General features: G+C 70.2%; 19 protein-coding genes and 3 rRNA genes. 17 read left to right on the forward strand and 5 right to left on the reverse strand.

The window, feature by feature from the left end; all coding sequences use genetic code 11:
* The first annotated feature begins 73 nt into the window (after window positions 1–73).
* From KSE_RS26810 to KSE_RS26825, 4 genes are all read left to right on the forward strand, one after another.
* Window positions 74–658 carry a DUF5998 family protein gene (locus KSE_RS26810; RefSeq protein ID WP_014138494.1) on the forward strand — a complete coding sequence of 195 codons (585 nt, stop codon included), beginning with the start codon at window positions 74–76 and terminating at the stop codon, window positions 656–658.
* Window positions 659–664: 6 nt separating this feature from the next.
* A complete protein-coding gene (locus KSE_RS26815; protein ID WP_014138495.1) occupies window positions 665–1822 on the forward strand; it encodes an alkaline phosphatase family protein in 1158 nt (385 codons plus the stop codon).
* Between the two features lie 43 nt (window positions 1823–1865).
* Complete coding sequence (locus tag KSE_RS26820) at window positions 1866–2513, forward strand: thymidine kinase (RefSeq protein ID WP_014138496.1); 648 nt, start codon at window positions 1866–1868, stop codon at window positions 2511–2513.
* A gap of 86 nt (window positions 2514–2599) precedes the next feature.
* A complete protein-coding gene (locus KSE_RS26825; protein WP_014138497.1) occupies window positions 2600–3439 on the forward strand; it encodes a sulfurtransferase in 840 nt (279 codons plus the stop codon).
* An 86-nt stretch (window positions 3440–3525) separates the two neighbouring features.
* On the opposite strand, the gene sepH is transcribed toward KSE_RS26825, so the two are convergent.
* A complete protein-coding gene (gene sepH / locus KSE_RS26830) occupies window positions 3526–4620 on the reverse strand; it encodes a septation protein SepH (RefSeq protein WP_081539660.1) in 1095 nt (364 codons plus the stop codon).
* A 438-nt stretch (window positions 4621–5058) separates the two neighbouring features.
* On the opposite strand from sepH, the gene KSE_RS26835 reads away from it, so the two are divergent.
* The gene (locus KSE_RS26835; RefSeq protein ID WP_014138499.1) at window positions 5059–5874 is read left to right on the forward strand and encodes a hypothetical protein; all 816 of its coding nucleotides are present in this window, start codon (window positions 5059–5061) and stop codon (window positions 5872–5874) included.
* A 12-nt stretch (window positions 5875–5886) separates the two neighbouring features.
* Here the strand turns inward: KSE_RS26835 and KSE_RS26840 are convergent, their stop codons facing one another.
* A complete protein-coding gene (locus KSE_RS26840; RefSeq protein WP_014138500.1) occupies window positions 5887–7188 on the reverse strand; it encodes a D-arabinono-1,4-lactone oxidase in 1302 nt (433 codons plus the stop codon).
* A 126-nt stretch (window positions 7189–7314) separates the two neighbouring features.
* On the reverse strand, window positions 7315–8538 hold the full coding sequence (locus tag KSE_RS26845) for an MFS transporter (RefSeq protein WP_014138501.1): 1224 nt from the start codon (window positions 8536–8538) through the stop codon (window positions 7315–7317).
* A gap of 199 nt (window positions 8539–8737) precedes the next feature.
* Here KSE_RS26845 and KSE_RS26850 point away from each other — a divergent pair, with 199 nt between their 5' ends.
* Together KSE_RS26850 and KSE_RS26855 are read left to right on the forward strand one after the other, a co-directional pair.
* Window positions 8738–9880, forward strand: coding sequence for a ferrochelatase (locus KSE_RS26850; RefSeq protein WP_014138502.1), 1143 nt, complete (start codon window positions 8738–8740; stop codon window positions 9878–9880).
* A gap of 45 nt (window positions 9881–9925) precedes the next feature.
* Complete coding sequence (locus tag KSE_RS26855; RefSeq protein ID WP_014138503.1) at window positions 9926–10726, forward strand: inositol monophosphatase family protein; 801 nt, start codon at window positions 9926–9928, stop codon at window positions 10724–10726.
* A gap of 159 nt (window positions 10727–10885) precedes the next feature.
* Here the strand turns inward: KSE_RS26855 and KSE_RS26860 are convergent, their stop codons facing one another.
* Window positions 10886–11071, reverse strand: coding sequence for a hypothetical protein (locus KSE_RS26860; RefSeq protein WP_014138504.1), 186 nt, complete (start codon window positions 11069–11071; stop codon window positions 10886–10888).
* Between the two features lie 468 nt (window positions 11072–11539).
* Between KSE_RS26860 and KSE_RS26865 the strand changes: the two genes are divergently transcribed.
* From KSE_RS26865 to KSE_RS26880, 4 genes are all read left to right on the forward strand, one after another.
* Complete coding sequence (locus tag KSE_RS26865) at window positions 11540–12193, forward strand: response regulator transcription factor (protein ID WP_014138505.1); 654 nt, start codon at window positions 11540–11542, stop codon at window positions 12191–12193.
* Window positions 12194–12256: 63 nt separating this feature from the next.
* The gene (locus tag KSE_RS26870; protein ID WP_014138506.1) at window positions 12257–13558 is read left to right on the forward strand and encodes a sensor histidine kinase; all 1302 of its coding nucleotides are present in this window, start codon (window positions 12257–12259) and stop codon (window positions 13556–13558) included.
* Between the two features lie 226 nt (window positions 13559–13784).
* Window positions 13785–14762: an acyl-ACP desaturase gene (locus KSE_RS26875; RefSeq protein ID WP_014138507.1), complete on the forward strand. Its 978-nt coding sequence runs from the start codon at window positions 13785–13787 to the stop codon at window positions 14760–14762.
* 586 nt (window positions 14763–15348) lie between these two features.
* The gene (locus tag KSE_RS26880) at window positions 15349–15648 is read left to right on the forward strand and encodes a DUF4193 domain-containing protein (protein ID WP_014138508.1); all 300 of its coding nucleotides are present in this window, start codon (window positions 15349–15351) and stop codon (window positions 15646–15648) included.
* A gap of 251 nt (window positions 15649–15899) precedes the next feature.
* Here KSE_RS26880 and KSE_RS26885 read toward each other — a convergent pair whose 3' ends face one another.
* Window positions 15900–16364, reverse strand: coding sequence for a DUF3093 domain-containing protein (locus KSE_RS26885; RefSeq protein ID WP_407927453.1), 465 nt, complete (start codon window positions 16362–16364; stop codon window positions 15900–15902).
* 91 nt (window positions 16365–16455) lie between these two features.
* On the opposite strand from KSE_RS26885, the gene KSE_RS26890 reads away from it, so the two are divergent.
* The 6 genes from KSE_RS26890 (at window position 16456) to rrf (ending at window position 23974) form a co-directional block, all read left to right on the forward strand.
* Window positions 16456–17049: a PaaI family thioesterase gene (locus KSE_RS26890; protein WP_014138510.1), complete on the forward strand. Its 594-nt coding sequence runs from the start codon at window positions 16456–16458 to the stop codon at window positions 17047–17049.
* On the forward strand, window positions 17046–17513 hold the full coding sequence (gene dut / locus KSE_RS26895; protein ID WP_014138511.1) for a dUTP diphosphatase: 468 nt from the start codon (window positions 17046–17048) through the stop codon (window positions 17511–17513). The genes KSE_RS26890 and dut overlap by 4 nt, the downstream gene beginning before the upstream one ends.
* 151 nt (window positions 17514–17664) lie before the next feature.
* Entirely contained in the window at window positions 17665–18456 is a 792-nt protein-coding gene (locus KSE_RS26900; RefSeq protein WP_033258458.1) for a DUF3710 domain-containing protein, read from the forward strand.
* 405 nt (window positions 18457–18861) lie between these two features.
* Window positions 18862–20385, forward strand: a 16S ribosomal RNA gene (locus KSE_RS26905).
* Between the two features lie 288 nt (window positions 20386–20673).
* Window positions 20674–23779, forward strand: a 23S ribosomal RNA gene (locus KSE_RS26910).
* 78 nt (window positions 23780–23857) lie between these two features.
* Window positions 23858–23974 (forward strand): 5S ribosomal RNA (gene rrf, locus KSE_RS26915).
* The 16S, 23S and 5S rRNA genes sit together here, the layout of an rRNA operon.
* Window positions 23975–24102 lie beyond the last annotated feature (128 nt).

Below are 24102 nucleotides of genomic sequence, written 5' to 3' on the forward strand. Positions count from 1 at the left end.
CGGCCGCGGTGCGGGCCGGGCGACCCGGCGCAGTGCCACCCGCCGCAGCGGCGGGACATGCCAGGATGGAGATATGGCGAAGACCGGTACCACCACGCAGGACCTGCGGTCCGCGATCGAGCGCAGCGGCTACTACCCGGCGCTGGTCTCCGAGGCGGTGGAGTCCGCGGTGGGCCCCGAGCCGATCACCTCGTACCTGGTGCACCAGGAGACCACCTTCGACGCGAACGAGGTCCGCCGGCACGTCACCGTGCTGGTGCTCACCGCCTCCCGCTTCGTGGTCAGCCACACCGACGAGCAGAACGGCGACGCGGCCACCCCCGTCCCGTACGCCACCACCTCCACCGAGACCGTCCGGCTGGACCGGATCACCTCCGTGGTGGTCAGCCGGATGGTCGCCAACCCCGAGACGTACACCCCCGGCACCCCGCCGCGCGAGGTCGTGCTCACCATCGGCTGGGGCGCCGTGCAGCGGCTCGACCTGGAGCCGGCCGGCTGCTCGGACCCGAACTGCGACGCCGACCACGGCTACACCGGCTCCGCCACCGCCGACGACCTGTCGCTGCGGGTCAGCGAGGCCGGGGACGGGCCGGAGACGGTCGCCCAGGCGCTGGTGTTCGCCCGGGCGCTGTCCGAGGCGACCGTGGCCAACGGCTGACCCGGCATGCACCACGAGGACCCCTTCGACCCGCTCGACCCGGCCGACGCCCCCGCCCCGCGCTACGGCAGCGCCGCGCTCTCCGACCTGCTGCCCACCCTCGCGGCCCACCTCGGCGTGCCCGGGTACCGGGCCGTGCTGCCGCTGGAGCCCGCCGACCGGGTCTGCGTGTTCCTGGTCGACGGCCTCGGCTGGGAGCTGATCCGGGCCAATCCGGACTGGGCGCCGTTCCTCAACGCGCTGACCGCCGGGCGGGCCCCGATCACGGCCGGCTTCCCGTCCACCACCGCCACCTCGCTGGCCTCGGTCGGCACCGGCCTGCCGCCCGGGCAGCACGGCCTGGCCGGCTACACCGTCGCCATCCCCGGCGAGGGCCGGCTGATGAACCAGCTGCGCTGGACCCCGCCGGTCGACCCGCACCGCTGGCAGCCCCACCCCACCGTCTTCGAGCGGGCCCACCAGGCCGGGATCGCCACCGCCCAGGTCTCCTCCCCGCTGTTCGCCACCACCCCGCTCACCCGGGTCGCGCTCTCCGGCGGCACCTTCCTCGGCCGCACCACCGGCGAGGAGCGGATCGACCGGGCCGCCGGCTGGCTGGCCGAGCACGACCGCGCCCTGGTCTACACGTACCTCAGCGAACTCGACGCCGCCGGACACCGCTACGGCGTCGCCTCGGACGAGTGGCGGCTCACCCTGTTCAGCGTCGACCGGCTCGTCCGCCGCCTCGCCGAACAGCTCCCGCCGCGCTCCGCGCTGTACGTCACCGCCGACCACGGCATGATCGACGTCGCCCCGGAGAACCGGATCGACTTCGACGAGGACTGGGAGCTCTCGGCCGGCGTCGCCCTGCTCGGCGGCGAGGGCCGGGCCCGGCACGTCTACGCCCACCCCGGCGCCGCCGCCGACGTGCACGCCGTCTGGAGCGAGGTGCTCGGCGAGCAGATGTGGGTCGCCACCCGCGAACAGGCCGTCGCCGCGGGCTGGTTCGGCCCGGTGGTGGACGAGCGGGTGCTGCCCCGGATCGGCGACGTGGTCGCCGCCGCCCGCGACGACATCGCGATCATCGCGACCCGCAGCGAACCCGGCGAGTCCCAGATGGTCGGCCTGCACGGCTCGATGACCCCCGTCGAACAGCTCGTCCCGCTGCTCGAAGTCCGCGGCTGAGACCGCCCGTTGACCCCCACGCCCGAAAGGCTGCCGCTCCACCATGGCTGAACTGGTGTTCTTCTCGGGCACGATGGACTGCGGGAAGTCGACCCTCGCGCTCCAGATGGACCACAACCACGCCGCCCGCGGCCGCCAGGGCATGATCTTCACCCGCAACGACCGGGCCGGCGCCGCCACCATCTCCAGCCGGCTCGGCCTGCGCGCCGACGCCGTCGAGGCCGGCGACGACTTCGACTTCCAGGCGTACGTCGTCCAGCTGCTCTCGGCCGGCGGCAAGGTCGACTACCTGATCTGCGACGAGGCACAGTTCTTCTCCGCCGACCAGATCGACCAACTCGCCAGGATCGTCGACGAGTTGGGCATCGACGTGTTCACCTTCGGGATCACCACCGACTTCCGCACCCGGCTCTTCCCCGGCTCCCAGCGGCTGATCGAACTCGCCGACCGGGTCGAGGTCCTCCAGGTCGAGGCCCTCTGCTGGTGCGGCGCCCGCGCCACCCACAACGCCCGCACCGTCGGCGGCGTCATGGTCGTCGAAGGCGCCCAGGTCGTGGTCGGGGACGTCACCGTCCGGGAGGACGAGATCGGCTACGAGGTGCTCTGCCGCCGCCACCACCGCCGCCGCCTCACCGCCGCCACCGCCCGCGCCGCCGTCCTCTCCCCGGACGTCCTCCCCTTCGAGGGCTGAACGGCCGCCCGCGGCCGGGTGTTTCCCCGGGTGACGCGATCGCCGAGCGGCCCCCGGCCGCCGCCCCGGCGCGCCACAATGACGGCATGACCTCGCCCCTGATCACCGTCGCCGAACTCGCCGACGCGCTCGGCACCGAGCGGCCGCCCGTCCTGCTCGACATCCGCTGGGCCCTCGGCGGCCCGCCCGGCGCCGAGGAGTACGCCAAGGGCCACCTGCCCGGCGCGCACTACGTCGACCTCGACCGCGAACTCGCCGACCCGCCCGGCCCGGCCGGCCGGCACCCGCTGCCCGACCCCGAACGCCTCGCCACCGCGCTGCGCCGGGCCGGCGTCCGCGCCGACCGCCCGGTCGTCGCCTACGACGCCGGACCCGCGCTCTCCGCCGCCCGCGCCTGGTGGCTGCTGCGCTGGGCCGGCCACCCCGACGTCCGCGTCCTCGACGGCGGACTCGCCGCCTGGACCGCCGCCGGACACCCGCTCAGCACCGACGCCCCCGCCCCCGCCCCCGCCCCCGGCGACGGCGACTTCAAGGTCGACCCCGGCCGGCTGCCCACCGTCGACGCGGCCGGCGCCGCCGAACTCGCCCGCACCGGCCTGCTGCTCGACGCCCGGGCCGGCGAGCGCTACCGCGGTGAGACCGAGCCGGTCGACCCCCGGGCCGGCCACATCCCCGGCGCCGCCTCCGCCCCCACCACCGAGAACCTCGGCCCCGACGGCCGCTTCCTGCCCCCGGCGGCACTCGCCGCACGCTTCGCCGCGCTGCACCTCACCGACCCCGCCCGCACCGCCGTCTACTGCGGCTCCGGCGTCACCGCCGCCCACCAGCTGCTCGCCCTCACCCTGGCCGGGCACGACGGCGTCGCGCTGTACCCGGGCTCCTGGAGCGAGTGGTCCGCGAACCCGGAGAACCCGGTCGAGGTCTGAGCCGGCCTGACCCGACCCGACGGGGCAAACCCGCCCGGGGCCCCTGGAGGCGGGGCCCGGGCGGGGCTACTCGGAGCTACTCCGGGCTACTCGGGCTTCTTGCGGCGGGAGCCGAAGACGATCTCGTCCCAACTGGGCACCGTCGCCCGGCGGCCCGGGCGGACGCCGTCGGCCTCGGCCTGGCGGTCGGTGGTGCCGACCAGGCGGTCCCGGTGCGGGGCGACGGAGCGCGGCATCAGGATGTCCGCGTACGCGGAGCCCGCGCCGACGCTGGCGGCGGGGGCCGCCGTCTCCTCGACCTCCTCGGGCTCCTCGGCGATCGTGGTCTCCACGCTCGGCCCGACCGGGGTCAGGTCGCCGCGGTAGGACGGGACCACGTCCAACAGGCTGGTGAGGGAGTCCCGTTCGGGCACGGCCGCGGTCGCGGCGCTCGCCGCGGCGGCCGTCGCCTCGCGGGCCTCGCGGACCTGCATGATCCGGTCGGCGGACGGCCGCTCGATCATCGGGCGGGCCGGGCGGTCGTGCGGCAGCCGGGCGATCCGCGGGATGAACGGGAAGACCGAGTCCTCCTCGCGTTCCACGTTCTCGCCGATCAGCGCGCGCGCCTCGTCGTCGTTCGGCTGGACCAGCCGCCGCGGCGGGTCGTAGGACCAGCCGGCCCGCCGGTGCTCGCCCTCGGCGCGGTACCAGAGGACGACCTCCCAGGTGCCGTCGTCGCGGCGCCAGGAGTCCCACCGCTCGCTGTCCTTCTCGGCGCCGCGCAGCGCGAGGCGCTCGGCGACGGCCTCGCCGAGCTGCGGCCCGGTGGACTCGCCGTGCCGGCGGATCGCCGTCTTGCGGGCCCGCTCGGCCATGAAGGCGCGCTCCGCGAGCACCGGGCCCTCGAAGCGGCGGACGCGTTCCACCGAGATGCCGGCGGCCTGGGCGACCTCCTCGGCGGAGGCACCGGCTCGTATCCGCGCCTGGATGTCACGGGGGCGGAGGTGGCTCTCCACCTCGATCTCGATCTGGCCGAGCCGCGGGCGGTCACCCCGGACGGCGGCGCGCAGCCGCTCGTCGATCGGCAGGGTGTACTCCGTGCTGTCGGCAGCCTTGAGCACCAGCCGTGTGCCGTCGTTGCTGACGGCCACGACGCGCAGTTCGGGCACGGTTACCTCCCGGGTGGTGCCTGCCGACGTCACCTGCGTCGCTGCTCCCGTACTGAGTGTGGCCTGCCCGCTGGCGAGTGGCCACAACCTTGCAGAGTTACCCGGCGTGTCGGGCTTTCGCCCGGGCGCGCCGCTGTGGCACGGTTGCCTGTTTGCCACGTCGACGGTCGACATCGCACCCGGGCGCCCGGTCCGGTTGTCTGACGGATCGTCGACAGCGGGTCCGAAGGCTCAGGCTCCACGAACAGTACTCCATTCGTGGCATCCGGAGGGGCGGCTCGCCGCTCAAGTCTCCCGCGAATCAGCGGAATCTCAAGAGCGGCCACCCCATTGACCCGCCGACGATCAACGGACGGTGATCATCTTCACATATATCGACCGGCGAGAACCGGATTTTCGACCCTTGTGTCCTTCTTTGGGCAAGATGGAGAGACTTGTTCGAAATTCCGACCCATCGACCGAGGGACAGGGATGCCGCAGCAGAGGCAGCAGTTCGCGCACGGACCGGCCGGTCCCGAGGAGAAGGCGGAACGCAGACGGCTTGATCTGACGGTCACCCAGGTCGCGGCGAGCGCGATGGCGGCGGTTGTCGGCGCGGTGCTCGCTTCGGAACTCGGAGTGTACGGAACGATACTCGGCGCGGCCGTCGTCTCGGTGGGGGCGACCATCGGAAGCGCGCTCTTCCAGCACCTGTTCAAACGCACCGGGGAACAACTGCGCAACGCGGTGGAACGCGGCACCGAATCCACTCCGGTCGCGCGCCCCGCGCCCGCCCCGGCGGACGGAATCAGCCAGGACTGGAACGCGCCGCGGGTGCTGCGCGCGAAACGCCGCTGGACCTGGAAGTCGTACGCGGCGGTCTCCGGGCTGGTGTTCGCGCTCGCGATGGTGCCGATCGTCGCGGTGGAACTCGCGGCCGGGAAGCCGATGCACGACATCACCACCGGCCAGGACGGCAGCGGCACCTCGTTCAACCCGAACCGGCCGTCCGGCGACCGGCAGCCGCAGGCCCCGGCGGACCGGCCGTCGACCGGGCCGTCCGACCTGCCCTCGCCGGGGGCCTCGGGCGGGGCGTCGTCCGCGCCGTCGGCGTCGTCCGGGGCGTCCGCGCCGTCGTCGCCCTCGGCCGACCCCTCGGCGGGCGGCGGTTCGGCCCCGCCGTCCGGGGGCGCGTCCGCACAGCCGACGCCGAGCGGGCAGCCGCCGGCCACCGGGGCGCCGGCGCCGCCGGCCGCCACCCCGGGCGCGCGGGACGGGCTGCCCGCGGCGGGGGAGCCGACCGGCTGACCGGACGGCGGGTCAGGCGCCCAGCACCCGGCGCAGGTAGTCGTTGGCGAACCGGCGCTCCGGGTCGACCCGGTCGCGCAGCGCGGTGAAGTCGCCGAACCGCGGGTAGACGGAGGAGAGGTACTCGGCGCCCTGGGTGTGCAGCTTGCCCCAGTGCGGGCGGCCCCGGTGGGCCGCCATCAGCTTCTCCACCTCGGTGAAGTAGGAGAGTTCGCGGGTGCCCCGGTAGAGGTGGACGGCGATGTAGACGCTGTCCCGCCCGTGCGCGGTGGACAGCCACAGGTCGTCCGCCGGGGCCACCCGCACCTCCACCGGGAAGCTGATCCGCCAGTCGGAGCGCTCCACCATCGCCTTCAGCTCGCGCAGCACCCCGGTCGCCGCCTCGCGCGGCACCGCGTACTCCATCTCGACGAAGCGCACCTTGCGCGGGCTGGTGTAGACCTTGTACGGCTGGTCGGTGAACCGGCGCTCGGACCAGGCCCGGCTGGCGACCTTGGCGATGGTCGGGATCGCGCCCGGGAACGCCCGGCCCACCCGGCAGGCGCCCTCCCAGACGGTGTTGGAGACGAAGTCGTCGTCCAGCCAGTTCCTGAACCGGGGCAGCGGCTCGGCCGGGCCCTGGCTGCGGTTGTTCCGCTTGGTCGAGCAGCGGTCGGTGTGCGGGAACCAGTAGAACTCGAAGTGCTCGTTGACGGCGGTCAGGTCGTCGAAGGAGCGCAGCACCTCGTCGAAGCCCATCGGCTGCTCGTGCGCGGACAGCAGGAACATCGGCTCGACGGCGAAGGTCAGCGCGCTCACCACGCCCAGCGCGCCCAGGCCGAGCCGGGCGCCCTGGAACAGCTCCGGGTCCTCGGTCGCCGAGCAGGTCCGCACCGAGCCGTCGGCCAGGACGATCTCGACCTCGCTGACCTGCGCGGCCAGCGAGCCGGAGTCCCGGCCGGTGCCGTGGGTGCCGGTGCTGGTCGCGCCCGCGACGGTCTGCACCTCGATGTCGCCCATGTTCGTCAGCGAGAGGCCGGCCGCCGCCAGCAGCCGGTTCAGCCGGTGCAGCGGCAGGCCGGACTCGACGGTGACGGTGCCGGCCGCGCGGTCCAGCTTCCGGACGGCGGTCAGCCGGTCCGGGCGGACCAGCACGGCGTCGCCGGCCGCGGCGATCGCCGTGAACGAGTGGCCGGAGCCCACCGCCTTCACCGGCAGGCCGGCCTTCCCGGCGGCGACCACCGCGGCCGAGAGCTCCTCGACCGAGCCGGGCGCCACCGTCCGCGCGGGCCGCGCGCTCTGGTTCCCCGCCCAGTTCCGCCAGACCTCGGTCATCTCCAGAGCCTCCCGCTCGCGCGTCCTACCTTCCGGTTCTACCGGTGGGTACGGGGAGCGTAGTCACAACGAACGCGCAGGTCTACGGGTGGAGACCGGGGAATCCGGGCCCCGCGGCGGCGGTGGTCACAGGCCGGTCGCCGCGGCGAGCTGGTGGCGCAGGCGCGGGAGGCCGGTGTAGGCGGCGGTCGCGGCGAGGGCGGCGGCGGCGACCGGCACCCAGTAGCCGTTGGCGCTGCCCGCGGCGTCGACGACCACGCCGGCGGCGGCCGAGCCGAGGGCGACGCCGAGGGCCAGGCCGGTGGTGGTCCAGGTCATGCCCTCGGTGAGCCGGGCGGCCGGGACCAGGCGCTCGACCAGGGCCATCGCGGTGATCAGCGTCGGGGAGATGGCCAGGCCGGAGAGGAACAGCGCGGCGCCGACCCCGAACAGCGCCGCGGTGCCGTGCAGGAACTGGGCGGCGACCACCAGCGGGGCCATCCCGACGGCCATCACGCTGACGCCGACCTGGAAGCGGCGGTCCATCGGGCCGGTGAACTTCAGTGCGCCGAAGACCGCCCCGGCCAGGCAGGAGCCGAGCGCGTACACGGCGAGGACGTAGCCGGAGGCGGCCGGGTGGCCCTGGGCCTCGGTGAACGCGACGGTGACCACCTCGACCGAGCCGAAGACCACGCCGACCGCGCCGAGGGTCAGCACCAGGGTCTGGATGCCCTTGTCGCGGGCGACCGAGCCGCCGGTGTGCCGGCTGACCGGGTGCGCGGGCGGTTCGGTCCGGCGCTGGGCGGTGAACAGCAGGACGCCGACCACCAGGAAGACCCCGGCCAGCACCAGGCCGGACTCCGGGAAGAGCGAGGTGGACAGGGTGGCGGCGAGGATCGGGCCGACGATGAAGCAGACCTCGTCCGCGACGGCCTCGAAGGAGTAGGCGGTGTGCAGCTTGGCCGGGTCGTCCCGGTAGAGGTGGGCCCAGCGGGCCCGGACCATCGAGCCGGTGCTCGGCATGGTGCCCATGCCGGCGGCGAAGACGAACAGCGTCCAGTCGGGCAGGCCGTAGTGCGCGCCGAGCAGCAGGCCGGTGGCGGAGAGCACGGTGACGGCGGTGGCCGGGAGGGCGACCCGGCGCTGGCCGTGCCGGTCGACCAGGCGGGAGATCCGCGGGCCGAGGACGGCGGCGGAGACGGCGAGGAAGGCGGAGAGCAGCCCGCCGAGCCAGAACGAGTCCTTGATCCGGCCGAGCATCGTGACGATGCCGATCCCGGTCATGGAGATCGGCAGCCGGGCGATCAGCCCGGTCAGGGGGAAGGCCAGGGAGCCGGGGGCGGCGAATATCTGGCGGTAGCTGGACAGCACGGGGGGTGGCTCCGTCGCAGGTCGGATGGGGACGGGCGCCGGACAGATGGAGGGAAGATACAACCATTTGTCATGCACGACGCCTGCCCACACAGCTTACGAAGCGGGACCGAACGCCCGCATCCGGGTTGTTCGCGGACATCCCGGACTCCGCCCGCCCGGCACGGCCGGAGCCGTCACGGGTGGCAGGATCGGTGCCATGTCCGACACGCGCACGCCCAGCCAGACCGATCCGGCGCCGTACGACGCGCTGCTGCTGCTCTCCTTCGGCGGGCCGGAGGGCCCCGAGGACGTGGTGCCGTTCCTGGAGAACGTCACCCGGGGGAGGGGAATCCCCAGAGAGCGGTTGACCGAGGTCGGCAAGCACTACTTCCTGTTCGGCGGCGTCAGCCCGATCAACGCGCAGAACCGCGAACTGCTGGGCGCGCTGCGCAAGGACTTCGCCGACCACGGCCTCGACCTGCAGGTCTACTGGGGCAACCGGAACTGGGCCCCGTACCTGGTGGACGCGCTGCGCGAGATCGCCGACGACGGGCACCGCCGGGTGCTGGTGCTCGCCACCAGCGCGTACGCGGGCTACTCCGGCTGCCGGCAGTACCGGGAGAACCTCGCCGACGCGCTCGCGCAACTGGCCGCCGAGGGCCGCCCCGAGCTGACCGTCGACAAGCTGCGGCACTTCTACAACCACCCCGGCTTCGTCGGCCCGATGACCGACGCCACCCTCGCCGCGCTCGCCGAACTGCCGGCCGAGGTCCGCGACGGCGCCCGGCTGGCGTTCAGCACGCACTCGATCCCGACCGCGATGGCCGAGACCTCCGGCGCCCCCGACGACCCGGCCCGCGGCACCCCCGGCGGCGCGTACGTCGCCCAGCACCTGGACGTCGCCCGGCTGATCGCCGCCGCGGTCGCCGAGCGCACCGGCGTCGCCGACCGGCCCTGGCAGCTGGTCTACCAGAGCCGCTCCGGCGCCCCGCACATCCCCTGGCTGGAGCCGGACATCTGCGACCACCTGGCCGCCGAGCGGGCCGACGGCGCCGAAGCCGTCGTCATGGTGCCGATCGGGTTCGTCTCCGACCACATGGAGGTCAAGTACGACCTGGACACCGAGGCGGTGGCCAAGGCCGCCGAACTCGGCCTGCCGGTCGCCCGCGCCGCCACCGTCGGCGCCGACCCCAGGTTCGCCGCCGCCGTCCGCGACCTGGTGCTGGAACGCGCCGCCGTCCAGCGCGGCGAACCCGTCACCCGCTGCGCGCTGGGCGCCCTCGGCCCCAGCCACGACCGGTGCGCCACCGCCTGCTGCCCCAACCCGCGCGCGCCGCGCCCGGCCGCCGCCGAAGCCTGAGCACCCCGACCGGACCAGCCCCGAGACCGTGGAGGAACGAGACCCGTGACCGACGACCTGCTGCAGGAACTGCTCGCCACCGCCCTGGAGGCCGCCACCAAGGCCGGTGAGCTGCTGCGCGACGGGCGACCCGCGGAGCTCGGGGTGGCCGCCACCAAGAGCAGCCCGGTGGACGTGGTGACCGAGATGGACCTGGCCTCCGAGAAGCTGGTGCTGGAACTGATCACCGCCCGCCGCCCGGACGACGGCTACCTCGGCGAGGAGGGCGCCGACCGCCCCGGCACCAGCGGGGTGCGCTGGGTGGTCGACCCGCTCGACGGCACCGTGAACTACCTGTACGGCCTGCCCTCCTGGGCGGTCAGCGTGGCCGCCGAACTGCACGGCGAGGCGGTCGTCGGGGTGGTCTTCGTCCCGGCCCGGGGCGAGCTGTTCCAGGCCGTCCGCGGCGGCGGCGCCCACCTGGACGGCCGCCGGCTCGCCGCCCGCCCGGCCCCCGAGTGGGGGCGGGCGCTGGTCGCCACCGGCTTCGGCTACCTGCGCGAGCGGCGGGTGCGCCAGGCCGAGGTGCTGCAGGCGCTGATGGGCGAGGTGCGCGACGTGCGGCGCGGCGGCGCGGCCGCCGTCGACCTGTGCGACCTGGCGGCCGGCCGGTTCGACGGCTACTACGAGCGCGGCCTGGCCCCCTGGGACCGCGCCGCCGGCCTGCTGATCGCCGCCGAGGCGGGCGCGCTCACCGGCTCCCGCCCCGGCCTGCCCGCGGACGGCGAGCTCACCGTCGCCGCCCCGCCCGGCGTCTTCGAGCCGCTGCAGGCCCGGCTGGAGGAGCTCGGCGCCTGGCACGACTGACCCCGAGGGCGCCGCGGCCGCGCGACCGCGCGGCGGGCAGCGAAAAGCCCCGGCCCGAGGGGGAACCCGGGCCGGGGCGCTCGTCGTACGCGATCGTGGTGCTGTGGTGCTGCGGTGCTCTGGAGTTGCGGTGTCGCGGTGTCGCGGAGCGGGGAACGGTCAGGCGGCGGAGCGGTGCGTACCGAGGACCGGGTCCACGCCGTGTTCGGTGGCGAGGCGCTGCAGGTCCTCCAGCTCGGACTGCTCCACCTCGGCCAGGAACTCGTCCCCGGACTCGATCGCGCGGTTCAGATCCTGCTCGGCGTTCTTGATCCGCTGAAGGATTCCGGCGGTGAAGGCGTCCATACGGGCCCCCTTTGCTGTGTCGGACGGGCACGGTCCGAGCGACCCCCCGGCGCGGGACCCGACGAACCCCGGCGGACACCCGGGACCGGAAGCAGGTTCCGGTCGGGCGCTCGGGCGGCGTGGCAGCCGCGACCCGGTGGTTTTCCGTCCCAGGCCGGTGCGGATGGGGCACTCGGCGGGTGGTGGCCGTGACGCGCCACGGGGCGGCATCACGGTGTGCACGTGTCCTCCCCGCCCCCGGGGCCGGGAAACCTCCAACTCTCTGAAAAGTTGCCCGAGTCACAGTCCAAACAGGCACGCCACGCTCCGTTTTCGCGGACGGCGCACCGGACTTACGACTGCTTTACCGCGCGACCAGGCAGGATGGAGGCACCGTCGGATCCCGCCTGCCCGGAATCCGCGCCCGGCGCACCACGGCCCGCACGGGCGAGCACGGCCAGGGCCGCTCCAGCAGAAGGGACAACCACCGTGCGGGTACTCGTCGTCGAGGACGAGCAGCTGCTCGCCGAGGCCGTCGCCACCGGCCTGCGCCGGGAGGCCATGGCGGTCGACGTCGTCTACGACGGGGAGGCCGCGCTGCAGCGGATCGCCGTGAACGACTACGACGTGGTGGTGCTCGACCGGGACCTCCCGCTGGTCCACGGCGACGACGTCTGCCGCCGGGTGGTCGAACAGGGACTGGCCACCCGGGTGATCATGCTGACCGCCTCCGGCGACATCAGCGACCGGGTCGAGGGCCTGGAGATCGGCGCCGACGACTACCTCCCCAAGCCGTTCGCCTTCAGCGAACTCGTCGCGCGGGTCCGGGCCCTGGGCCGCCGCGCCACCGTCCCGCTGCCGCCCGTCCTGGAACGCGCCGGGATCAGCCTCGACCCCGGCCGCCGCGAGGTCATCCGGGACGGCCGGCCGGTCCAGCTCGCCCCCAAGGAGTTCGCCGTCCTGGAGGTCCTGATGCGGGCCGGCGGCGCCGTGGTCTCCGCCGAGCAGCTGCTGGAGAAGGCCTGGGACGAGCACACCGACCCGTTCACCAACGTCGTCCGGGTCACCGTGATGACCCTGCGCCGCAAGCTCGGCGACCCGCCGGTGATCGTCACCGTGCCCGGCTCCGGCTACCGGGTGTGACCCGCCCGCGCCGGACCGCTCACCGCACCGCCGCCGTACCCACCGTCTGAGAGGACCCCGGCCATGACCACCCCGCCACTCCCCGGCGGGGCCCCCGGCACGCCCGCCCCGGGCCCGCACCAGGTGCCCCCACGACCGACGCACCCCCCGCGCCGCCCCGACCGCGACCGCGCCGACGACACCTACCACCCCGGCGACGGCCTGTTCGCCTGGCTGTCGCTGCGCCCCACCATCCGGATCCGGCTCACCCTGCTGTACGGCGGGATGTTCCTGATGGCGGGCGTGGTGCTGCTGCTGCTGATGTACTACTTCGTCCGCTCCGCGTTCGACCAGGCCCAGCTGCCGCACCTCACCCTCGGCCGCGGCGTCACGATCATCGTCAACGGCCAGGAGATCAGCGACCAGGCCACCCTGGACCGGGTGATGAACGCCCTCCAGGAGGGCAACAGCAACCAGGCCCTGTCCACCCTGCTGCGCCGCGCCCTGACCGCGCTGGTCTTCCTCGCCGTGATCGCCTTCGCGGTCGGCTACGCGATGGCCGGCCGGGTGCTCCACCCGCTCGGCCGGATCACCCGCACCGCCCGCGAGGTAGCCGGCAGCGACCTGCACCGCCGGATCGACCTGGACGGCCCCGACGACGAGCTCAAGGAGCTCGCCGACACCTTCGACGAGATGCTGGAGCGCCTCGACCGGGCCTTCGACTCGCAGCGCCGCTTCGTCGCCAACGCCTCGCACGAGCTGCGCACCCCGCTGGCGATCAACCGCACCCTGCTGGAGGTGCAGCTGGCCGACCCGGAGGCCTCGCCCGACCTCCAGCAGCTCGGCAAGACCCTGCTGGCCACCAACGAGCGCAGCGAGCAGCTGGTCGAGGGTCTGCTGCTGCTCGCCCGCAGCGAGAACGAGCTCACCGAGCGCCGCCCGGTCGACCTGGCCGAGGTCGCCCAGCGCGCGATGGAGCAGACCCGGGCCGAGGCCGCCAACCGCGAGGTCGAGCTCCGCTCCCGGCTGGCCCCCGCCCCGGCGCACGGCAACGGCGTGCTGCTGGAGCGGATCGCGCTCAACCTGCTGCAGAACGGCACCCGCTACAACAGCCCCGGCGGCTGGGTCGAGATCGCCACCTCGGCCGTCCGCGGCGGGGGCGGCGAGCTGGTGGTGAGCAACACCGGCCCGGTCGTCCCCGGCTACGAGCTGGAGCACATCTTCGAACCGTTCCGCCGCCTCAAGGGCACCGACCGCACCCGCAGCGACAAGGGCGTCGGCCTCGGCCTGTCCATCGTCCGCTCGGTGGTGCGCGCCCACGGAGGCGCCATCGAGGTCACCGCCCGCCCCGGAGGCGGCCTGCGGATCCAGGTCCGCATCCCGTAGCCGCCCCGGCGCCCCCGGGCCCGCCGCGGCCCCCTCAGGCGTCCCGGCCCGCCGGGCCTCCCCCCGGCCCGCGCCCGCCCGTCCTTCCCGAGCCGCCCCCGCCCAGCCGTGTCAGAACGACATAAGCGCTGGACAGGGGCGGCTTGTCTTTTGCTGCCGCGACAACTTACGGTGTCGTAACCTACGCAGCCGTAGGTCAGCCCGCCCCATCCGCAGGAGCAACGCCGTGACCATCGCCCCCGTGCAGCGAACCGCCACGACCGCCTGGACCGACGCCAGGCTGATCCTCGCGCTCGAGGAGGTCGTGGAGACCGAGCTGAACCGCCACCTCAAGGTGGCCAAGGAGTGGATGCCGCACGAGTTCGTGCCGTGGAGCCAGGGGCGGGACTTCGACGGCGTGCTCGGCGGCGAGGCGTGGTCGATCGAGCAGTCCAAGGTCACCCCGCTGGGCCGGATCTCGTTGGTGGTCAACCTGCTCACCGAGGACAACCTCCCGAGCTACCACCACGAGATCGCCACCATGTTCGGCCGCGAGGGCGCCTGGGGCGCCTGGGTGCACCGCTGGACCGCCGAGGAGGGCCGGCACGGGATAGCGATCCGCGACTACCTGCTGGCCACCCGCGCCGTCGACCCGGTCGAGCTGGAGCGGGCCCGGATGGCGCACATGTCGGAGGGCTTCGAGTCCGACAACGCGCACAGCATGCTGCAGTCCGTCGCCTACGTCGCCTTCCAGGAGCTGGCCACCCGGATCGCCCACCGCAACACCGGCCACCACTCCGGCGACCCGCTCTGCGACCAGCTGCTGGCCAAGATCGCCAACGACGAGAACCTGCACATGGTCTTCTACCGGAACCTGCTCAAGGCCGCCCTCGAACTGGCCCCCGACCAGGCCATGCGCGCCATCGCCGACGTGGTGATCAACTTCCGGATGCCCGGCCACGGCATGCCCGGCTTCGAGCGCTCCGCCGCCCAGATCGCCATCGGCGGCATCTACAACCTGCGGATCCACCACGACGACGTGCTGCAGCCCGTGCTGCGCCACCTGAAGGTCATGGAGGTCACCGGCCTCGGCCCGGTCGGCCAGCACGCCCAGGACGAGCTGGGGGCCTTCCTGGCGGGCCTGGACACCCAGGCGACCCGCTTCGACGAGCGCCAGGCCGCGCTGCTCGCCCGCCGCGCCGCCGCGGCCGCCGCCCGGGCCTGAGCGCCGACCGCCGCAGCCTGAGCGCCGGCCGCCGGGAGACCCCGCGAACCGAGCCCTCCGCGACGCCCCGACGGGGTGCCGCAGAGGGCTCGGACGTACCGGTGGGCATGCGGACAATTCGGCCGCGCGGGCTCCGGACGAAAGGCCCGCTTTGGCGGCAAACGCCCGCTGTCACGCCCAATGTGACGAAACTCACAGCTGTCCGGAAGACGCACCCGTCTCCCCCGATGGAGTGATCACCCGTTCGGATGTTCCGGTGGCTCTCGGTCACCGGCCGGTTCGGCTCGGGGTGCCCCATCAGGCCCTCAAGACCCCTCCGCCGTCCGCGAGTTGCCATCCCCCGTGTTCCCCGATGATCACCGACCGTAGTGAGCGACGAGTTCCGGTTCGGGGCGATTCACCCGTACGGTGGGCAGTGTTCGGCTGCTGTTCGATCATCCCAACGGACCCCTGTCCGGATGTCGATTGAGTAACAGGGCTTGAAGTAAGGCACAATCTCGGCCTCGGGTCGGGCACAAGACCGGCCCCCCAGGCGTTACGTGCGCTGGAGACACCCGCACACACCCAAAGGGGGAGAGCGAAAACTATGGCAACGGACTACGACACCCCACGCAAGACCGATGACGACCTCAACGAGGACAGCATCGAGGAACTCAAGGCCCGTCGGAACGAGAAGGCGTCCAGCTCGGTGGACGTCGACGAGTACGACGCCAACGAGGGACTGGAGCTTCCGGGCGCCGATCTCTCGAACGAGGAGCTCTCGGTTCGAGTGCTGCCCCGCCAGGCCGACGAGTTCACCTGCATGAGCTGCTTCCTGGTGCACCACCGGAGCCAGCTCTACAGCGAGAAGAACGGCCAGCCGATCTGCCGGGACTGCGGAGCCTGAAAACGGCGCGGCACTGGCCCGGGCGGGCGAGACCCCTCCGCCGGCCCGGTACGCCGCCCCGCCCGGCCTTGAGCAGCAAGGCCGGGGGCAGAAGCAGCGACCGTCCCGAGCGGTCGCACCCGGCAGGGCGCGAGCCGCGCGCCTGCCCCCGCAGGGCTCGCAGACGTACCGAAAGGGACGGTCCCACCTCAGGGTGGGACCGTCCCTTTCGGCATCTTCGGCCAGCCAGCCAGCCAGCCAGCCAGCCGGCCTCAGCGGCCGCGCTCGGCGCCCCGCTCGGCGGCCGCGGCCCGGGCCAGGGCGTCCGCCAGCTTCTGCGGCGAGCGGGTCGACAGGTAGAGGTACGGGGTCGGGTCGGCCGGGTCGGTCACCTCGACCTTCAGCGCCGTCGGCACGTAGCTGCGCAGCAGCATGAACGCCCGCGGGTCGGCCTTCACCGAGCGCCAGGCCACCGCCTCCTTCGGGTTCAGCACCTCGGCCGCGCCCAGCGCGGCCACCGGGATCCGGGCCTGGCCGGCCACCAGCGACCCCTGCACCACCCGGATCCGCGCCGACCCGTACCCGCTCAGCGCGGCGGCGCCGCCGGCCACCCCGACCACCAGGCCGACCAGTGCGCCCACCCCGCTGAAGCGGAGCATGATCAGCGCGAGCGAGAGCCCGAGCGCCACGGACAGCAGCCACCAGGACCGCGGGACGGTGAGACGTTCCTCGTACATGCCTCCCATTGTGGGCACGCCCCGCCCCGCACCGGTCCCCGGGGCCGGTCGTCCCTGTCCCGGCAAGCTACCGACAGGTAGGGTCGGCGCCGTGAACGGACCCAGCATCCCCACCACCCCCACCACCCCGCCCGCGGACGCCGTCCTCCCCGAGCGCTCCCCGCTGGCGCCCGCGCCCGGCACCCTCATCGGCTCCCACTACGACGAGTGCTTCGGCTGCGGCCCGCACCACCCCCAGGGCCTCCAACTCACCGCCGTGGCAGGCGAACACCTCGACGTCACCGCGCGGTTCACCGTCAAGCCGGCCCACCAGGGCGGCCCCGGTCTGGCCCACGGCGGCGTCCTGGTCAGCGCGTTGGACGAGACCCTGGGCACCCTCAACTGGCTGCTCGGCGCGCCCGCCGTGACCGGCCGGCTGGAGACCGACTTCGTCCGCCCCGTCCCGGTCGACTCGGTGCTGCACATCCACGCCCGGGTGACCGGCGTGCACGGCCGCAAGGTCTACAGCGCCGCCGAGGGCCGGATCGGCGGCCCGGACGGACCGGTCGCCATCCGGGCACAGGCACTCTTCATCCAGGTGAAGCTGGAACACTTCACCACGCACGGTCGTCCAGAGGACGTGCGCAAGATCCTGGACGACCCCGACCAGATCAAGCGCGCCCGAGCCTTCGAGGTGAACCCGTGACCGATCCCGTCCGCCCGCCCGTCGACATCCTGATCCGCCGGCTCGACCCGGAGATCCCGCTGCCCGCCTACGAGCACCCGGGCGACGCCGGGGCCGACCTGCGCACCACCGTCGACGCCGAACTCGCCCCCGGGGAACGGACGCTGCTGCCCACCGGCATCTCCATCGCGCTACCGGACGGCTACGCGGCGTTCGTGCACCCGCGCTCCGGGCTCGCCGTCCGCTGCGGAGTTGCACTGGTGAACGCCCCGGGGACGGTCGATGCCGGGTACCGTGGTGAGATCAAGGTGATCGTCGTCAACCTGGACCCCAAGGAGCCCGTCAGCTTCAAGCGGGGCGACCGGATCGCCCAGCTGGTCATCCAGCAGGTCGAGAAGGCGCGCTTCCACGAGGTGGGTGAACTCCCGGGTTCGGTCCGTGCCGAAGGCGGGTTCGGCTCGACCGGCGGGCACGCCGCGGTCTAGCATGCGCCGCGGTCTCGGTTCCGCCGAGCAGCACGACGAGCGGGCGGAAGCGGTGCGGTCGCAACGGTTCTCGGCCGCTCCGATGGGTAGCAGGTAGCAGATATTCGCGTTCGGTCTTGGATTCGGTCTTGGACCGGGAAGGACAGTGACCGTGTTCCGTCGTCGCAAGAGCGAGGACGCTGTCGAGCAGCTCGCCGAGGACGCCATCAGCGCCGACGAGACGGCCGATGACGTCGAGGATTCCGTCGAGAACGAGAGCGACACCGAACGGGACCCGGCCGACCGGGTCGGCCTCCCGCCGGCCCCGCGCCCGGACGGGCCGTGGGACATCTCCGAGTTGGAGAAGCCCGAAGAGGGCCGCGTCGACCTCGGGGGCCTGCTGATCCCCGGCGTCGAAGGGATGGAACTGCGGGTCGAGGTCGCCGGTGACGCGATCGTCGCCGCCACCCTGGTGCTGGGCAACAGCGCCGTCCAGCTCCAGGCGTTCGCCGCCCCCAAGTCCGAGGGCATCTGGGGCGAGGTCCGCGAGGAGATCGCCACCGGCATCACCGGCCAGGGCGGCGCCGTCGAGGAGGAGGAGGGCCCGCTCGGCTGGCACCTCCGCGCGCAGGTCCCGGTCCAGCTCCCGGACGGCACCCAGGGCGTCCAGCTGGTCCGCTTCGTCGGCTGCGACGGCCCCCGCTGGTTCCTCCGCGGCGTGATCTCCGGCCAGGCGGCCGTCCAGCCCGAGATGGCCGGCATCCTCGAAGAGGTCTTCCGCCAGACCGTCGTGGTCCGCGGCGAGGCCCCCATGGCCCCCCGCGACCCGATCGTCCTCAAGCTCCCCGAGGACGCCCAGATGGTCGCGGACGGCGCCGCCGCTCCCGCCGAGCCCGAGTCCCCCTACGCCGGCGGCTCGATCGACCCCTTCTCGCGCGGCCCCGAGATCACCGAGGTCCACTGACCCACCGGACGCCCCGCGTCCCCTTCCGCCCCCGCGCCACCCGGCGCGGGGGCGGATTTGCTTTGCGGACGCCGATCCCCGTATAGTTCCGGAGTCGCACCGAGAGGGGCGAACGAAAGCGAGTCCGAGTAAACACCGGTGAAACGGTGGCGAAAACCTCTGATAAGCTGAGAACACGAAAAAACGAAGCGCCCGGAGATGCGGTCGGAAGGCCGGTCGAAGGAAGCGTCCGTTCCTTGAGAACTCAACAGCGTGCCAAAAGTCAACGCCAGATATGTTGACATCCCCGGCCGGCCGACATGTTCGGTTGGTTGGAGATTCCTTTATGAAGTAACACTAGCGAGGACGCAGTGCGCGGGGCCGCCTTATTCCGGCTGGTCGCCGTGCCGCTCTTTGTGAGAAGCATTCACGGAGAGTTTGATCCTGGCTCAGGACGAACGCTGGCGGCGTGCTTAACACATGCAAGTCGAACGGTGAAGCCCTTCGGGGTGGATCAGTGGCGAACGGGTGAGTAACACGTGGGGAATCTGCCCTGAACTCTGGGACAAGCCTTGGAAACGAGGTCTAATACCGGATACGACCGCTTCCCGCATGGGGGGTGGTGGAAAGCTCCGGCGGTTCAGGATGATCCCGCGGCCTATCAGCTTGTTGGTGGGGTAACGGCCCACCAAGGCGACGACGGGTAGCCGGCCTGAGAGGGCGACCGGCCACACTGGGACTGAGACACGGCCCAGACTCCTACGGGAGGCAGCAGTGGGGAATATTGCACAATGGGCGAAAGCCTGATGCAGCGACGCCGCGTGAGGGATGACGGCCTTCGGGTTGTAAACCTCTTTCAGCAGGGAAGAAGCGCAAGTGACGGTACCTGCAGAAGAAGCACCGGCTAACTACGTGCCAGCAGCCGCGGTAATACGTAGGGTGCGAGCGTTGTCCGGAATTATTGGGCGTAAAGAGCTCGTAGGCGGCCTGTCGCGTCGGATGTGAAAGCCCGGGGCTTAACCCCGGGTCTGCATTCGATACGGGCAGGCTAGAGTGTGGTAGGGGAGATCGGAATTCCTGGTGTAGCGGTGAAATGCGCAGATATCAGGAGGAACACCGGTGGCGAAGGCGGATCTCTGGGCCATTACTGACGCTGAGGAGCGAAAGCGTGGGGAGCGAACAGGATTAGATACCCTGGTAGTCCACGCCGTAAACGTTGGGAACTAGGTGTTGGCGACATTCCACGTCGTCGGTGCCGCAGCTAACGCATTAAGTTCCCCGCCTGGGGAGTACGGCCGCAAGGCTAAAACTCAAAGGAATTGACGGGGGCCCGCACAAGCAGCGGAGCATGTGGCTTAATTCGACGCAACGCGAAGAACCTTACCAAGGCTTGACATACACCGGAAACTGGTAGAGATATCAGCCCCCTTGTGGTCGGTGTACAGGTGGTGCATGGTTGTCGTCAGCTCGTGTCGTGAGATGTTGGGTTAAGTCCCGCAACGAGCGCAACCCTTGTTCTGTGTTGCCAGCATGCCTTTCGGGGTGATGGGGACTCACAGGAGACTGCCGGGGTCAACTCGGAGGAAGGTGGGGACGACGTCAAATCATCATGCCCCTTATGTCTTGGGCTGCACACGTGCTACAATGGCCGGTACAAAGGGCTGCGATGCCGCGAGGCGGAGCGAATCCCAAAAAGCCGGTCTCAGTTCGGATTGGGGTCTGCAACTCGACCCCATGAAGTTGGAGTTGCTAGTAATCGCAGATCAGCATGCTGCGGTGAATACGTTCCCGGGCCTTGTACACACCGCCCGTCACGTCACGAAAGTCGGTAACACCCGAAGCCGGTGGCCTAACCCGTAAGGGGAGGAGCCGTCGAAGGTGGGACCAGCGATTGGGACGAAGTCGTAACAAGGTAGCCGTACCGGAAGGTGCGGCTGGATCACCTCCTTTCTAAGGAGCACACGGCAGCTTCGGGCGAATGTCCCGGAGTGCTAGCTCATGGGTGGAACGTTGACTATTCGGCGCACACGGTGATGGAGATCGCGAGTACTGCCCTTCCGGGGCGTGGAAAGCGGTGTTCCGGAGGCGGGTGTGTCGGGCACGTTGTTGGGTCCTGAGGGAACGAGTAATCGTTGTCTTCAGGTTGCCGGCCTCATGCCGGGCGTCCCTGTCTTGGGGGTGTCGGGTTTGGGTGTCTGGTCGTTGTTTGAGAACTGCACAGTGGACGCGAGCATCTGTGGCCAAGTTTTTAAGGGCGCACGGTGGATGCCTTGGCACCAGGAACCGATGAAGGACGTGGGAGGCCGCGATAGGCCCCGGGGAGCTGTCAACCGAGCTTTGATCCGGGGGTGTCCGAATGGGGAAACCCGGCAGTCGTCATGGGCTGTCACCCATACCTGAACACATAGGGTATGTGGAGGGAACGCGGGGAAGTGAAACATCTCAGTACCCGCAGGAAGAGAAAACAACCGTGATTCCGGGAGTAGTGGCGAGCGAAACCGGATGAGGCCAAACCTTGAGCGTGTGAGACCCGGCAGGGGTTGCGCTCAAGGGGTTGTGGGAAAGTTCTTCAGTCGTCTGCCGGCGGCTGGGCGAGTCAGAAACCGTATGGGTAGTCGAAGGACATGCGAAAGGTCCGGCGTAGAGGGTAAGACCCCCGTAGACGAAATCCGTACGGCTCGCTTGAGCTTCTCCCAAGTAGCACGGGGCCCGAGAAATCCCGTGTGAATCTGGCGGGACCACCCGCTAAGCCTAAATATTCCCTGGTGACCGATAGCGGATAGTACCGTGAGGGAATGGTGAAAAGTACCGCGGGAGCGGAGTGAAATAGTACCTGAAACCGTGTGCCTACAAGCCGTGGGGGCAGCCTTCGGGCTGTGACTGCGTGCCTTTTGAAGAATGAGCCTGCGAGTTTGCGGTGTGTAGCGAGGTTAACCCGTGTGGGGTAGCCGTAGCGAAAGCGAGTCCGAACAGGGCGTTCGAGTTGCATACCCAAGACCCGAAGCGGAGTGATCTAGCCATGGGCAGGTTGAAGCGCGGGTAAGACCGTGTGGAGGACCGAACCCACCAGGGTTGAAAACCTGGGGGATGACCTGTGGTTAGGGGTGAAAGGCCAATCAAACTCCGTGATAGCTGGTTCTCCCCGAAATGCATTTAGGTGCAGCGTCGCGTGTTTCTTGCCGGAGGTAGAGCACTGGATAGGCGATGGGCCTCACCGGGTTACTGACCTTAGCCAAACTCCGAATGCCGGTAAGTGAGAGCGCGGCAGTGAGACTGTGGGGGATAAGCTCCATGGTCGAGAGGGAAACAGCCCAGAACACCGACTAAGGTCCCTAAGCGTGTGCTAAGTGGGAAAGGATGTGGAGTCGCAGAGACAACCAGGAGGTTGGCTTAGAAGCAGCCACCCTTGAAAGAGTGCGTAATAGCTCACTGGTCAAGTGATTCCGCGCCGACAATGTAGCGGGGCTCAAGCACACCACCGAAGTCGTGTCATTGCAGCAATACTCCCAACGGAGGCTGTGATGGGTAGGGGAGCGTCGTGTGCCGGGTGAAGCAGCCGAGGAATCGAGTTGTGGACGGTTCACGAGTGAGAATGCAGGCATGAGTAGCGATACAAGAGTGGGAAACTCTTGCGCCGATTGACCAAGGGTTCCTGGGTCAAGCTGATCTGCCCAGGGTAAGTCGGGACCTAAGGCGAGGCCGACAGGCGTAGTCGATGGACAACGGGTTGATATTCCCGTACCCGCTTTGAAGCGCCAACGTCGAACCAGGTGATGCTAAGGCCGTGAAGCCGGCCCGGAGTCTTCGGACGATGGGACGTGGTGGAGCCGCCGGTCCAAGCCTGTAGTAGGTGAGCGATGGGGTGACGCAGGAAGGTAGTCCAGCCCGGGCGGTGGTAGTCCCGGGGTAAGGGTGTAGGCCGAGTGATAGGCAAATCCGTCACTCATCAAGGCTGAGACCTGATGCCGAGCCGATTGTGGTGAAGTGGATGATCCTATGCTGTCGAGAAAAGCCTCTAGCGAGTTTCATGGCGGCCCGTACCCCAAACCGACTCAGGTGGTCAGGTAGAGAATACCGAGGCGTTCGGGTGAACTGTGGTTAAGGAACTCGGCAAAATGCCCCCGTAACTTCGGGAGAAGGGGGGCCATTGCTGGTGACGGGACTTGCTCCCTGAGCTGGTGGTGGCCGCAGAGACCAGCGAGAAGCGACTGTTTACTAAAAACACAGGTCCGTGCGAAGCCGTAAGGCGATGTATACGGACTGACGCCTGCCCGGTGCTGGAACGTTAAGGGGACCGGTTAGTCTAGTTTCGGCTAGGCGAAGCTGAGAACTTAAGCGCCAGTAAACGGCGGTGGTAACTATAACCATCCTAAGGTAGCGAAATTCCTTGTCGGGTAAGTTCCGACCTGCACGAATGGCGTAACGACTTCTCGACTGTCTCAACCACAGGCCCGGTGAAATTGCATTACGAGTAAAGATGCTCGTTTCGCGCAGCAGGACGGAAAGACCCCGGGACCTTTACTATAGCTTGATATTGGTGTTCGGTTCGGCTTGTGTAGGATAGGTGGGAGGCTTTGAAGCCGTGACGCCAGTCATGGTGGAGCCATCGTTGAAATACCACTCTGGTCGTGCTGGATGTCTAACCTGGGTCCGTGATCCGGATCAGGGACAGTGTCTGGTGGGTAGTTTAACTGGGGCGGTTGCCTCCTAAAGGGTAACGGAGGCGCCCAAAGGTTCCCTCAGCCTGGTTGGCAATCAGGTGTTGAGTGTAAGTGCACAAGGGAGCTTGACTGTGAGACTGACGGGTCGAGCAGGTACGAAAGTAGGGACTAGTGATCCGGCGGTGGCTTGTGGAAGCGCCGTCGCTCAACGGATAAAAGGTACCCCGGGGATAACAGGCTGATCTTCCCCAAGAGTCCATATCGACGGGATGGTTTGGCACCTCGATGTCGGCTCGTCGCATCCTGGGGCTGGAGTAGGTCCCAAGGGTTGGGCTGTTCGCCCATTAAAGCGGTACGCGAGCTGGGTTTAGAACGTCGTGAGACAGTTCGGTCCCTATCCGCTGTGCGCGTAGGAGTGTTGAGAAGGGCTGTCCCTAGTACGAGAGGACCGGGACGGACGAACCTCTGGTGTGCCAGTTGTCCTGCCAAGGGCATGGCTGGTTGGCTACGTTCGGGAGGGATAACCGCTGAAAGCATCTAAGCGGGAAGCCTGCTTCGAGATGAGCACTCCCACCTCCTTGAGAGGGTAAGGCTCCCAGTAGACGACTGGGTTGATAGGCCGGATATGGAAGCCCTGTGAGGGGTGGAGTTGACCGGTACTAATAGGCCGAGGGCTTGTCCTCAGTTGCTCGCGTCCACTGTGTTGTTCTGAAACAACGACCCCCACCGACACGGGTGGGTGGTGCACGGTTTCATAGTGTTTCGGTGGTCATAGCGTGAGGGAAACGCCCGGTTACATTCCGAACCCGGAAGCTAAGCCTCACAGCGCCGATGGTACTGCAGGGGGGACCCTGTGGGAGAGTAGGACGCCGCCGAACAATTCTTCTGAGAAAGCCCCCCGACGGGATGTCGGGGGGCTTTCTCGCGTTTCCGGGACGGAAGTCGGGAGGGGCCGGCGGGTGCCCGAAGGGGCGGGAGGTCCGCCCGTGGGGGAAGAAGCGTGCGG

It is taken from the genome of Kitasatospora setae KM-6054, assembly GCF_000269985.1.
GTDB lineage: Bacteria > Actinomycetota > Actinomycetes > Streptomycetales > Streptomycetaceae > Kitasatospora > Kitasatospora setae.